General features: G+C 65.3%; 17 protein-coding genes. 14 read left to right on the top strand and 3 right to left on the bottom strand.

All coding sequences use genetic code 11. The features are described from left to right. Window positions 1-721: 721 nt before the first annotated feature. The 6 genes from ACWD10_RS04340 (at window position 722) to ACWD10_RS04315 (ending at window position 6,275) form a co-directional block, all read left to right on the top strand. Window positions 722-1,540, top strand: coding sequence for a serine protease (locus tag ACWD10_RS04340; protein WP_451086840.1), 819 nt, complete (start codon window positions 722-724; stop codon window positions 1,538-1,540). 1,283 nt (window positions 1,541-2,823) lie between these two features. Then, window positions 2,824-2,949: a hypothetical protein gene (locus tag ACWD10_RS04335; RefSeq protein WP_451086838.1), complete on the top strand. Its 126-nt coding sequence runs from the start codon at window positions 2,824-2,826 to the stop codon at window positions 2,947-2,949. A 30-nt stretch (window positions 2,950-2,979) separates the two neighbouring features. Further along, window positions 2,980-4,089: a glycosyltransferase family 4 protein gene (locus tag ACWD10_RS04330; protein WP_451086836.1), complete on the top strand. Its 1,110-nt coding sequence runs from the start codon at window positions 2,980-2,982 to the stop codon at window positions 4,087-4,089. A gap of 160 nt (window positions 4,090-4,249) precedes the next feature. After that, window positions 4,250-5,239, top strand: a complete 990-nt coding sequence (locus ACWD10_RS04325; protein ID WP_451086834.1) for a hypothetical protein — start codon at window positions 4,250-4,252, stop codon at window positions 5,237-5,239. A gap of 103 nt (window positions 5,240-5,342) precedes the next feature. Beyond that, a complete protein-coding gene (locus ACWD10_RS04320; protein ID WP_451086832.1) occupies window positions 5,343-5,543 on the top strand; it encodes a hypothetical protein in 201 nt (66 codons plus the stop codon). A 9-nt stretch (window positions 5,544-5,552) separates the two neighbouring features. After that, the gene (locus ACWD10_RS04315) at window positions 5,553-6,275 is read left to right on the top strand and encodes a hypothetical protein (RefSeq protein ID WP_451086830.1); all 723 of its coding nucleotides are present in this window, start codon (window positions 5,553-5,555) and stop codon (window positions 6,273-6,275) included. 44 nt (window positions 6,276-6,319) lie between these two features. Here the strand turns inward: ACWD10_RS04315 and ACWD10_RS04310 are convergent, their stop codons facing one another. Next, entirely contained in the window at window positions 6,320-6,496 is a 177-nt protein-coding gene (locus tag ACWD10_RS04310) for a hypothetical protein (protein ID WP_451086828.1), read from the bottom strand. A gap of 294 nt (window positions 6,497-6,790) precedes the next feature. Here ACWD10_RS04310 and ACWD10_RS04305 point away from each other — a divergent pair, with 294 nt between their 5' ends. The 5 genes from ACWD10_RS04305 to ACWD10_RS04285 are packed head-to-tail and all read left to right on the top strand — an operon-like array spanning window position 6,791 to window position 8,642. Continuing rightward, window positions 6,791-7,162, top strand: a complete 372-nt coding sequence (locus tag ACWD10_RS04305; RefSeq protein WP_451086826.1) for a hypothetical protein — start codon at window positions 6,791-6,793, stop codon at window positions 7,160-7,162. Continuing rightward, a complete protein-coding gene (locus tag ACWD10_RS04300; protein ID WP_451086824.1) occupies window positions 7,155-7,577 on the top strand; it encodes a DUF6093 family protein in 423 nt (140 codons plus the stop codon). The genes ACWD10_RS04305 and ACWD10_RS04300 overlap by 8 nt, the downstream gene beginning before the upstream one ends. Beyond that, the gene (locus ACWD10_RS04295; protein ID WP_451086822.1) at window positions 7,574-7,975 is read left to right on the top strand and encodes an HK97 gp10 family phage protein; all 402 of its coding nucleotides are present in this window, start codon (window positions 7,574-7,576) and stop codon (window positions 7,973-7,975) included. Before ACWD10_RS04300 ends, ACWD10_RS04295 begins: the two co-directional genes overlap by 4 nt. 5 nt (window positions 7,976-7,980) lie before the next feature. After that, the gene (locus tag ACWD10_RS04290) at window positions 7,981-8,214 is read left to right on the top strand and encodes a hypothetical protein (protein ID WP_451086820.1); all 234 of its coding nucleotides are present in this window, start codon (window positions 7,981-7,983) and stop codon (window positions 8,212-8,214) included. Beyond that, entirely contained in the window at window positions 8,211-8,642 is a 432-nt protein-coding gene (locus ACWD10_RS04285; RefSeq protein WP_451086818.1) for a hypothetical protein, read from the top strand. The genes ACWD10_RS04290 and ACWD10_RS04285 overlap by 4 nt, the downstream gene beginning before the upstream one ends. A gap of 94 nt (window positions 8,643-8,736) precedes the next feature. Here ACWD10_RS04285 and ACWD10_RS04280 read toward each other — a convergent pair whose 3' ends face one another. After that, the gene (locus ACWD10_RS04280) at window positions 8,737-9,297 is read right to left on the bottom strand and encodes a hypothetical protein (RefSeq protein ID WP_451086816.1); all 561 of its coding nucleotides are present in this window, start codon (window positions 9,295-9,297) and stop codon (window positions 8,737-8,739) included. A 174-nt stretch (window positions 9,298-9,471) separates the two neighbouring features. Then, window positions 9,472-9,807, bottom strand: coding sequence for a histone-like nucleoid-structuring protein Lsr2 (locus tag ACWD10_RS04275; RefSeq protein WP_451086814.1), 336 nt, complete (start codon window positions 9,805-9,807; stop codon window positions 9,472-9,474). A 304-nt stretch (window positions 9,808-10,111) separates the two neighbouring features. Between ACWD10_RS04275 and ACWD10_RS04270 the strand changes: the two genes are divergently transcribed. From ACWD10_RS04270 to ACWD10_RS04260, 3 genes are read left to right on the top strand one after another with little or no spacing between them, the layout of a single operon-like run. Then, entirely contained in the window at window positions 10,112-10,747 is a 636-nt protein-coding gene (locus tag ACWD10_RS04270; protein WP_451086812.1) for a phage tail tube protein, read from the top strand. Window positions 10,748-10,752: 5 nt separating this feature from the next. After that, window positions 10,753-11,340, top strand: a complete 588-nt coding sequence (locus tag ACWD10_RS04265; protein WP_451086811.1) for a hypothetical protein — start codon at window positions 10,753-10,755, stop codon at window positions 11,338-11,340. 8 nt (window positions 11,341-11,348) lie between these two features. Continuing rightward, on the top strand, window positions 11,349-11,666 hold the full coding sequence (locus ACWD10_RS04260) for a hypothetical protein (protein ID WP_451086809.1): 318 nt from the start codon (window positions 11,349-11,351) through the stop codon (window positions 11,664-11,666).

Genomic DNA, 11,666 nt, shown 5'->3' with positions numbered 1-11,666 from the left:
TAATCCCTGCTGCGGTCCGACCGGGCCGGTAGCTGTGCGCGTCGCCGCCGGGTCACTGCCGTGGGGCCCGCCTGGAGGGGCCGAGACGTGGAGCAGGGTTGCCCCGTCTGGCCAGATTTCCTGGGCCCGCTGGAAGACGAACGGCTTCATGGGCACGACCGTATCCCCCCGCGTGTTCAACCCCATGCGCTCTTCCGGGTGTTCAACGTCCGAGGACGTCAGTAGTGAGTGCGCGCTCCCACGATCGTGTGATGATCAGCGAAAGATCTTATGAAGACTGCTCTGCCTCATTACCGTGCGGCACATGCTGATGGAGTTTCTGACTAGAGCACAGGTCCAGGGCGAACGGCGCCTCCGGAAGAGTCTACGCGGCCCGAGTCGGAGCGGTTCTTCCTCCTGGACGACGTCGACCGCGGCCTGACCGCGCTGTGCCGTACCCAGCGCCACCGGCTCGACGGGCTGGCCCCAAGGTCCGGCTACCACCTCTGCGTCAGGCGAACCTCAACCTCCTGGGCCGCTACAGCCTGCCCACCAACTCGTCGGCGGCGTCCTGCGGATCTGGGAGCAGATTTCAAACCCAAGCAACACCCCGCCATGACGCTTCAGCGAAACATTGAAACTCATCCAGCTGACCAGCAGGACGCATAACTCCTTCGAACTTCGGCGCCGACGAGTTCGGCGCCGGACAGCACGACACCTTCGGCATCAAGGATGTGATGGCATGGCAGGAAAGACGTCTCGGGGCCTCATTGCCGGCCTGGCAACAGCCGCACTGGTCGCCAGCGCCCAACCGGCACACGCGATCGTCGGCGGCACACCCGTGCTGGACCCGGCTAAGTATCCGTGGATGGTGCAAGTACAGGGAATCCAAGGAAGTTCGATCAGCAACTGCGGTGGGAGCCTCATTAACAGCCGCTACGTGCTGACCGCCGCACACTGCATCGTTCGCGGTTCGCGTGCGCGCATGGTTGTTCGCCTAGGAGGCGTCGACCGGAAGAAGGTACTCAACGACCCACGCAGTGACCCACGCAGTGACCCTCGCATCCACACTGTCAAGCGGTCCATCATCAACGGAGGATACGGCCAGAGGGGGGGCATGGTTTGGAACGACATTGCGCTCATCGAACTCAACCAACCCGTTCGCAAGAGCCAGTACGTCAAACCCATCAGCCTGCCCACCAGCACGGCGGTCCACAAAGACTACGAGACATTCACTGTGACCGGCTGGGGCAAGTTGGGAAATAACGCCCCCCAATCCGATACCTTGCAGGAATTCACCGAACGCCAAAGTCAGAACTGCTACCGCTCCAAAAACCTCAATGAACGCATTCACCTGTGCGGGCACGTCGGAGACAACAAGGGCATCTGCAGTGGAGATAGTGGTGGCCCTGCCGCCAAGCAAGTCGGAGGCAGGTGGGAACTCGTCGGGATCGCCAGCGCCGTCGCCGGCACGTGTGCACACAATGGAGAGAACGACTACTACACCCGGGTTTCCACTTACGTCAACTGGATCAAGAAGTATACGGGCGGACTCAAGTAAGAGCCTTTGAAGGTGTGTTGATCAGGTTCCCGTGCCTGCTGCGGTGCGGGAACCCAGCACGACGGGCAGCTGACGTCGAGCCGGCGCGATGCCCGCATCCCGGATCTCGTGCCCTTCAGCACGCAGGGCCGACAATGACCACAGCCCGGCAGACTGCAAGCACAGCCATCCGAGGGGAAATCAGGGACTTCGAGTATCCGACGCTACCGTCCAACTAACCATGCCGGAATCCCTCACCCGTATAGCCTCGACAACGTGAGCCGGCTCCGCATGTCAGGCCGGAGTATCCGTCACGGGGATCTCGGCGCGCTGTTGGGCTCTTATGGTCACCCAGCCGCCTGTCGTGCGTACAAGACGGGCTGTCCACCACTTTCCTCCGGGCCTGGGACGTAGGCGAAGACTTCACCGCGACCACCGCCACTTCTGCCATTCCGGGGGTCGATCCTTTCCCAGGGATGTTGCCTCAAATCGCTCTCCGAATGTCCTGTAAGGACGGAGACGTGCCCAGAGGATCTCGATGTAGACCTCTGCGTTTGCTGAGTCCGGCAGGTACACGTCGAAGACAATTGGCTCCGTACGAGCGTCTATCGTTGCCTGATACAAACTGACACTTGCAGGAGCCGGGGCACAGACCGAAGAAGCACCTGCCGTCCGTGACCGCATAACGCTCAGGGCTCCAGGAACCCTGACCTCCACGTTATGGACGACTGCCGTACCCACTGCCCGCACCGCGAACGTCGCCCGAGGTCGTTTATAGCTGATCTTGCCATCTTCGGTCGTCGGCACGTCCTCAGCGATGTCTTGCGTCCTGCGAACGTCCATCCGTGCCGTGGACGGTCGATCCATTCCCAGCGGGCTACAGCTGCAGAGGCAACCGCGGCGATGGCGGCGAGGATCAGAGTCCACCAGTCCATCCTTGAACCGTAGACCGTAAGAGGTCGCCGACAAGGCCGCCGACACGCTCCTTTGATTCAGTCGCTGCGGGCACCGCGATTGCTGCCGACAGATTGCCTCGGCGGCCCTGGTGGCCGCAGGGATGAGCTCCCCGCTGGGATCTGCAGGAGTACCCCGGCATTGGCACCAGCATGCTTGACGCGTCGGTGCTGGCAGCAAGCTACGGCTCCACCGCTTGCTGTACTCACCTTCAGCACCCCAACCCGGGGGAGGCATTCGGAAGGTTCCAATATCCGACGCTACCGTCATTCGACGCGGCGGACAGCGACCCCCTCCAAAGCACCCTGCGCAAGATCACACCTCGCCACGCCTCGTGGACGATCTCGCGCGTGCATGTGCTCGACGTCGCCTACCACCGCAACAAACTCACCGACGGCCGTCTCGCCTGGCAGATGTCCTGGGAAACCGTCGCCGAGATCCCTCTGCAGCAGAAGGACATCACGACCGGCCACTGACCGGAACACCGCCTCAGAGGGGACTCCCGTATGACCACATCATCGAACCTGTACTTCGTTGTCCCGGACGGTTTGCGTGATCCACGCAAGCCCAGCGGCGGCAACGTTTTCGACATTGAGCTTGCCCGGCAACTCCCAGACGTGGGCTGGGACGTACGCATGCTCCCTGCCGCGGGGACTTGGCCACGCCCCGATGAGGCCGACCAGCGTGCGCTGGCCCGCATGCTTGCCGACCTGCCCGACCAGTCCGTCGTGCTGCTCGACGGACTCGTTGCCTGCAACCTTCCCGACGTCCTGGAGGCGGAGAGAAATCGGCTGCGCATCGTCGTCCTCGTACACATGCCGCTCGCGGACGAGGGAGGGCTGCCTGCGGACGTGGCAGCGGCACTCGACGCCAGCGAACGCCGGGTGCTCCACTGCGCCTCCGCGGTCATCACCACCAGTGCACACACGGCCCGCCGCGTCGCGTCCCAGCACGCTCTGCCGCCCGAGGCGGTGTTCGTCGCTTTGCCCGGGGTCCACCCGTTTCCGAAGGCCCACGGCACCGACGGCGTCTCGCAACTGCTATGTGTCGCATCGCTCACCGAGACCAAAGATCACCTCCTCCTCGTGGACGCGCTCGCGGCCGTCGCAGATATGCCCTGGAAATGCCGCTTCGTCGGCGGCGTCGCACAGGATCCGGGCCATGTTGTCCGCATCCGCAACCGGATCGCCAGGTACGGCCTCGACGGCCGAATCACTATCGACGGCCCGCTGGTCGGCGACGCGCTCAACACCGCGTACGCGGAGGCCGACCTGAAGGTACTCGCCTCTCCCTCCGAGTCCTACTGCATAGCTGTATCCGAAGCCCTCGCGCGCGGTCTGCCCGTCGTCGCCTCGCTGGTCGGCGGAGTACCCGAAGCGTTGGGACAGGCACCTAATGGGGACCTCCCGGGCCTCCTCATCCCGCCGGGAGACAGCCCAGCCTTGGCCCGCACTCTTCGCGCATGGTTGTCCGACTCCGGCCTGCGAGATGCTCTCCGGGACGCGGCCAGCAGGCGCCGTCCTTCTTTGCTCTCGTGGCGTCACCCAGCCGAAGTCGTGGCGGGTGTTCTTCGCGGCACACCCCCAGCCGCCGCGACCAACTGGCGGAAGTCGTAGCCACGGTGTCCACCCAACGCTACCCAGCACACCGCGTCGCACCACCACAACCACTGAGCCGAGGGACGCGCGAGAGGCCCTCGAGCGCGGCAAGACGTCGTACGCAGCCTTCGGGCTCAATCGATGCATTCGTGCGGCGTGCCATGGATATGGTGCTGTCATGGTCGACGTAGGTGAGGACGCGGTCGAGTACGCGGCGTGGCGACGCGCCGCGGAGCATGCCTCAATGCTGTTCGCCTGGCACCAGGCCCGGCATCTCGGTATCGATCATGAGGACCACCACAACTATGTCCACACGCGCCCAGGTATCGAGCGGCAGTGGGCGTGGCAGAAGCGGATCCTGACCGCCGTGCTCTGTCTCGCAGCCCGCCGTGGGGACAGCACAGTCGACGACATCACGCTTTCCGATGCTGCCAAGACGCAAGCTCGCATCAGCGTGGGCGAGTTGAACGACGCTCTGGAGGCCTCACGCCAGGTATTGCGGGACGTGAACCTGCCTGACGCCCGTCGGCGTCCGGATGTCCTGGCCTCGGTGGGACACATCCTGAACGCCTTCGCGACGGACGAGGGGCGGGCCAAGCGCCGACTCGGGTATGTGATCCGAGAGATGCGGGCCGAACCTCAAAGCTTCTCGCTCCGCGGGCGCGAGTACGGAGGTTGGGCGGACTCGGTGTCGATCGTCCGCAACTACATCAGCAAGTCCACCACCATGCGGGCCTCTGGGGACTGGATCGTCGACGACGCGGACCGGCGCGCAGCCCGAGCCGTCACCCTGATCCGGCCCACCTGCGACTATCCCTCCAGCCCGCAACCAGGTGAGGAACACCACCCGTCGTGGCTGCAGCGCGCCTACCGCCTCACCGCGCTCGCCGACACCCTCAACGCCGTGAAGGCCACGCTGCCGCACCGTCCGGGCGGCCGGCCGCTCGCCATGGTGCTCAGCGGCTGTGCCTTCGCTTGTCAAGATCTCATCCCGAGCGTGGGCGAGCTCGACCGGTTGTGGTCCGACACCGTGCTACCTCTGCCCGCGTGGGAGGCCGAGCATGTGCCGCCCACGCTGGTGGAGCAGACCGTGGCGATCGAGGACCTGGTCCACGAAGTCGACGAGTTTCTTCGTGGCATTGCCGGGCCGGACGTCGACGCCGAATAGTCCCAGACCGTTGCCACGCCCTAAGACAGCATGGCGACGCCACAGCGGTCCGCCATTCCGGGCGATCGACACGTGACTGGACGCGAATAAGGGGAGATTGAGCGTGCAGCAGACGGACACCATCACCTTCACGTCGGGCAGTGGCCTCTTGTTCGGTGAACCCGTCGGCGTAGACCTTGACGAGTTGCCTTCGCTGTTGTGTCCGTCCTGTGGCGCCGACCGTCACAGTATTTTCCATCTCGATCGCACGACCGTCTCCATCGAGTGCCCCAACGAGCACCGCTTCCACCACGCCCAGGTCTAACCACACACGGTGCGGCAGGCCCAGCACCTTGCCTTCTTGGGGCAGGCGGCGTATCTGCCCGTCGGCCCTGTCAGCGTTCTGACCGTCCCGGACCCGGACAATGACCGCACGCTGGCTACCCGCCCGGTAAAGGCCAGGATGTGGCACAAGCAGCGATCCGGTCTGGACTGGCAGGTCTCCGATGCTGTCGACCAGGGCTGGCCTGTGGTAACGCGGGCGTTCCAGTATGCCCGTCGGGTCATGGCCGTAGCCCTGCCGCACAACGGCGAACTCTGGTCGGGACTGCATCCGGCGGCCGGAGGAGACCCTATTGCCGCGCATATGAGCACGGTGCTCCTCGCCCTGTGGATCTACGAGACGCACCCTCGGTTCACCCAGAACGCTGCTGCGGTCGAGGAGCTGACGTTCCCCGGCATCGGCGACGGGATGGTTCCCTGGCACAGCAATGCGCAGCTGGTGAACGTTCGACCCGCCGTGATCGTGGGCACGCAGCAGGTCTCGGCCCTTCGAGCCACCGACCTGGAACGGTTGGAGAACGCCGATCAGGGCGCCGTAAGCACCTGGGCTCACTGCTCCTACCTGGCTCTGCGGACCGCCAACAACGTGATTCACGAACATCGCGACCCGCTGTCAAAGAGCAACGGGGTAGCACGGCTTCGCGATCTCACCACCGTCGTGCACGCCAGCGCCCTTCCCGACGAGCGCAGCTGGAATCACGAGCTCGTACGCTGACCTTCCGCCTGCAGGCTTCGCGGGCCCTCCTCCTGTCCTTCTGCTTACTGAACGGCGTCGTCGCCTGGGGTCAGGTCATCGAGGAACACTTTGAAGTCGTTGACGAGGTCCTCGGTCGCCAGCGTCTGCCGCAGAGCCCGGCCGGAGGTGCGGTCGCTGACGATGTACGCCACGGCACCAGCGCGTAGAGGTGCGGAGTTGGCGGTGTCGAAGGTGATCACTGGCGAGGCCCGTTGAAGCTCTCACGGGACGTCGGCAGGACAGGCTTCCCGATCTTGAGCCGGACGTGATCGGCGTGTGCCCCGGGAGAGGGCGGGTAACTGGCGATTTGAGCCCGCCCCAGGGCCAGCGTGGCGGCCGGGGCGGGCTTTTGAGCAGTCCGAGTAAGCAGCCAGCAGCTCGGATTGGATAGAACACCGCTCACGCTACGGCAGCCAGCTCACACCCGTGGGCGAGCCCCTGTACAGCTCATTCGACGCAGCTGGGGTGCGCTTCGCGCACCTAGGGTCGAAGGCATGAGTACCACGCCCCCTGACGTTCGCCGTGTCCGCATCGCGTCCTCTCCTGACGAGGCCGCGATCATCGAGATCGATGGTCATGCTGTCGCCTCGGCGGTCGAGGCGTACCGGATCACGCAGACCGTCGACGAGGGTCCTGAGGTCACGCTGTACGTACAGCAGGGGTGGCGTGGCATGGAGTTCGATGGGCTGGCCGAAGTCGTGGTGGAGCCTGCCGACGTTCGGCATGTGGTGATCGGTTTCCTGGATGCTGTCGACTGGCGGCAGCTCGACGAGGCAGTGCTGGACCGCGACGACCTTAACGGCAAGCCTGGCGAGCTGACCCGAGGGCTGCTTGCGCAGCTGCGGGAGTGGGCTGCGAGTGCTTGATCAGTCGGCGATTGCCCGGTTTGCCGAGCGCCATCTGATGCCGGACAGGGTGAAGATCACCCGAGGTAGCGGCGAGGACATGCTGGACCCGGAGACCGGCGACCTTGTGCCGGTGCCTCCGCTGACCGTGTATGAGGACAAGGGCGGTTTGCACGCGCATCAGGAGCGGATCCGGAGCAGAGGATCGGGGAAGGACGGCGCGTGGGTCGCGGAGGTGCGTGCCGGCTACCGGCTGCTGATGCCTCTGGATGCTCCGGAGGTATGGGAGAACGACACGGTGCTGGTCATGGAGGCTCGTGATGAGCAGGCCGTGGGCCGTACGTATCGGGTGACGGCTCAGGGTGAGGTGTCGTCATTTCCGGTGCTGCGCACGGTGTGGCTGGAGGAGCACAACCGGAAGCCGGTGACGCGGTGAGCGGCGGCAGCTTCCAGCACCCGTCCCAGCTGGCGGCAGCTCTGGAGCGGAGCGGGAAGGCGGCGGTGGCCGCGGCCGAGACGGCGATGAGGCGCAGCGCGAAGGCGTTGGTGTTTCAGGTGCAGCGCAATGCGTCCGGGCGTCCCGGACCTCGCGTGATCACCGGCCGCTATCGGGCGTCGTGGCAGGCCGACGTGCACCGGGCCGGACCGGTGATCGTTGCCGAGGTCGGTACGAATGCGCCGCAGGGCCGCCGGTTGGAGTTCGGCTTCGTGGGCGTTGATTCCTTGGGTCGTCACTATGCCCAGCGTCCATTCCCTCACCTGGGTCCGGCCGTTGGCACGTTCGGTCCGCTGCTGGTGCGCGAACTCGGCCGGGCGGTCTCGGAGGCACTGTGAATGACATGAACAACTCCCTCGAGGACGCTCTGGCTGGCGTGCTCGCCGAGCACGAGCGGGGCTTCCTCGCACGTGCTGTTGTCGTGGCCGAGGTCTTCGATGAGGAGGGTGAGCGGAGTCTGTCGATCCTCACCACGCCTGGGGTGATGGAGTGGGACGCGCTTGGCCTGTGCCGGTACGGAGTGCTCAGCATCGAAGGGCCCGCGGCCGCCTATTTCGCCGGGGCGGGTGAGCTGTGATCGACCGGGCCCGCGTCACGACAGCCGTACAGGCGTTGCTGGCAGCAGCGACCGGGAAGCCGTGCGGCCGAGGACGACTTCCGCTCGTCGACGGGAGGCCCGCGGCGGTGCCGTACATGGTGCTGTACCCGCAGGGCGGTCCGGTTGATGGAGCACCGTTTGCGGACCGGTCGGAGGACGCGCGCCTTGTGTATCAGGTTACGGTGGTGGCTGCGCGCACGGATCAAGCCGAGTGGCTCGCGGACCGGGTTAGGCAGGTGCTGTTGGGCCGCACAGCTACGGGCGAGTGGCAGAGCGCGGTGCAGATCCCGGGCGTGGATGTGTGGGCCCGGGAACTGTTGGTCGACGATGGTGTGGATCTTGCTGACGGAGATTCTGGGATCGTGACGGCTGTGCAGCGATACGCGCTCTCTGCTTCGGCCTACTGATCGTCGCCTACGGGGACGGAGCTGGTTTCCGTTCCGCAGTGACGTCCATGTGTCGAGCTGGGGCGCGGGCCATGCTCTGCGGCGGTGCCGTACGTCATGCGCGGATCACGCTGATCCCGAGTGGGTGTCCGGTAGGCAGAAGGGCTTGCCTGCGGCGCCCGGAGTTGTACTCGGGCACGAGCCCAAACTGGACCGTCTTCGCGCCCTTCTCGGTGTCGACCGTGGCGTGGACGCTGTGCTGGGTGGAGGCGTCGCATACGACCAGCTCTTGCAGGTGTTCTTCGACGCTGTCTGCCCAGGGCATGATGGCGCGCAGCACGGCGATGGTGCCGGCGGTCGTCGTAATGCGTTCAGGCAACGGGGTGTGCGGCACTGCGGCATCCGTCACAGCGATGATCGCCATACCCTCGTGTTCGCCTCGCACCGATGCACCATGCCTTCCTGTGAAGACCGGCTGGATTGCGGGCACTTCGCCGAGGACGGCAGCGATGCGGTCGACCGCGGAACGCTGGTCCGCCAATGTCAGCTGGTGGCGAGTGGAAAACCGGATGTGTGACGGCTGGTCGAGCGCACAGGCGACATCGACCGGAACGAGGGCGCCCGTTTCCTCCAGGATGTGCGCTGCTGTCTCCAACTGCTGAACGAGTATTCCCACCTTGCCAGTCTGCCCGATCGACGCAGTGCTCGGCGGCCGATGATTCGACGCCCGCGGATCCAAGTCGGAGCAAAATAGCTGAGCGCCCCTGCACCAATAGATGCATGCTGCGCCCCAAAGCGGAGCAACACGATGCCCCCACACCTGGCGGTGCGGGGGCAGCAGCGGTCTTGCCTATTTGGCCTTCGCGTACGCTTCGCGGATCGAGGCCGGGACACGCCCACGGCCGCTGATCTCGTAACCGTTCTCCTTCGCCCAGGCTCGGATCGCCGACGATTCGTCCTTGCTGACCGAGGTGGCCTTGGAATTCCCCTTACCTCCGCCACGAATGCGACGGGCCCCCTTCGCCTGAAGGTACGGGTTGAGGAGTTCAAGGAGCTTGTCGTAGTTCTCGTCCATGAGGTCGATCTCCACCCCAGCTCCGTCGACGAGAATGCTGTGTGTGGAGATCTTGTCCGACTCCTCGCCGGTCAAGTCATCCACGTATGTCGTTACTACCTTCTGGGCCATGACGACGACTATAGGACCGTTCGGGCGACACACTGGCACGAGGTAGGAATTCCTTCGGCCTGACCGCCTTGCTGACGGTCCTCACCACAACGAGGTGGAGCATCAGGAGCCAGACCCGTCCGGTGAGCCATCTCTCGCCCGGCGGGGGTTCCTTTGTGCACGGCTCGGGCGATGGCAGCTCGCCTGATCTCCGATCTTCAGGCTGGCTGGCTCCGGCATCGCAGAGGGGGCTGCCGACGCCACACCGGACGAATGTCGCGTAGGCGACAGTATCGTGATCACCATGTAGCAGCCCTCCCTGTGAGTGTGCCTGCATCCTCACCGCGGAGGCCCCGCGCGGACGCCCAACCAGCCACTGGTTTGGGCCGGTTCCCCGACTCTTCGTCGAGGGACGGGGCCTCCCGTGGTGTGTGGCTGCCGTCCCGGAATCGGACAGCAGACCTTGCAGGTAAAGAAGTTCTCCCGGCGCGGGGTGACCCGCCTCCTGTGGCTCAAGAGCGTTTCTGACTCGGGCCATGTTCCCACTCGTGCCGAGTTGAATGCCGGCACCGACCTGACCGATGCGATCGCCGCGATCGACGGCTGGACGCTGTCGAACCAGGCCATCGAAACCCCTGATCTGGGCTCGACGTTCGAGTCGAAGATCCCCGGCAGTGATCAGGCCGACGACTCGTCCCTCGGCTTCTACGAGGACAAGGTGTCCGACGAGGTCGAGCAACTGCTGAAGAAGGACGACACCGGCTGGGTCGTCTTCCTCCGCAAGGGCGATGTGCCCGGCTCACGCAGCATGGACGTGTTCCCCGTGCGGATCGGCTCACGTAGTCCGAACTACTCGACGGACAACGAGGCCGCGAAGTTCACGGTGAACTTCTCGATCACGGAGAAGCCGACGCAGGACGCCGCTGTTCCCACGGCCCTGGCGCCGAAGCCGGAGAAGTGATGCCGGTGTCCGTCGAAACCAAGGAGTCCCTTGCTCCGCCTGCTGCGGCTGTGGCTCGTGACGCGCATTGGGCCAGGAAGATGGCGCGGCTTCGGGCTCGCCAGCTTCCCGAGCACACGCTGGTGATCTGCGACGACCAGGACGCGAAGAAGCGCCTCGACGCCGCCCGGTTGGAGCTGGCGCGCTGCCGGATGGTCGATGCGGAGAACGGCTGTGAGCACAGCGATGAGACTCAGCGTGCCGAGGAGGAAGTCGAAGATGCGCAGATCGACTTCGATGCCGTCGCGGTGGAGCTGACGTTCAAGGCGCTGCCCCGGCCGATCCTCGATGGGCTGATCAAGCGGTTCCCTCCGACCGAGACGCAGGCTGAGGACGGCGACACGTGGAATCCGGAGACGTTCCCTTCGGCGCTGATCGCGGCCGCGCACATTGAACGTGACGATCAGGGCAACGCGGTCGAGGGCATGAGTGAGCAGGACGCGCAGGAGCTACTGGACTCGTGGGCGGTCGGTGAGTCCAACGCGCTGTTCGCGGCGGCGTGGCAGACGCAGCAGATCGTACGCACGTCGACGGTGGAGTTGGGAAAAGGCTGATCACGGACGTGCAGCTCCGCTCCGAGTTGGAGCTGTGCGACCGATGGGGTATCCCGCACTCTCAGTTCCTCGGCGCGGGTGACGGGCGCTGGACGGAGACCGACCGGGCGAAGGCGCTCGCCTTCGCGGCATACCAGCGGACGGTGTGTGACCACTGCGGGACCCGGCTCGCGGAGTGGGACGAGGAGCACGGCGGTGACCGGTTCGCGTACGTCACCACCACGGTGCGCTGTCCGGGCTGTGAGCTGATCGGGCACGAGCAGGACCAGGTCCCCGACGGCCCGGACGGGTACGGCGTGCGTATCGGCTTGGTGCCGCGCACCTAG

The organism is Streptomyces sp. NPDC002851 (assembly GCF_053591935.1).
The sequence above is the reverse complement of the archived record's forward strand: the minus strand, read 5'-3'. Positions and strand labels throughout refer to the sequence as shown.

What these genes read in the sequence shown, in the direction of transcription:
- ACWD10_RS04305 (WP_451086826.1), top strand. Translation starts at nt 6,791, where the DNA reads ATGAGTACCACGCCCCCTGACGTTCGCCGTGTCCGCATCGCGTCCTCT.
- ACWD10_RS04325 (WP_451086834.1), top strand. Translation starts at nt 4,250, where the DNA reads ATGGTCGACGTAGGTGAGGACGCGGTCGAGTACGCGGCGTGGCGACGC.
- ACWD10_RS04340 (WP_451086840.1), top strand. Translation starts at nt 722, where the DNA reads ATGGCAGGAAAGACGTCTCGGGGCCTCATTGCCGGCCTGGCAACAGCC.
- ACWD10_RS04330 (WP_451086836.1), top strand. Translation starts at nt 2,980, where the DNA reads ATGACCACATCATCGAACCTGTACTTCGTTGTCCCGGACGGTTTGCGT.
- ACWD10_RS04275 (WP_451086814.1), bottom strand. Translation starts at nt 9,807, where the DNA reads ATGGCCCAGAAGGTAGTAACGACATACGTGGATGACTTGACCGGCGAG.
- ACWD10_RS04290 (WP_451086820.1), top strand. Translation starts at nt 7,981, where the DNA reads ATGAACAACTCCCTCGAGGACGCTCTGGCTGGCGTGCTCGCCGAGCAC.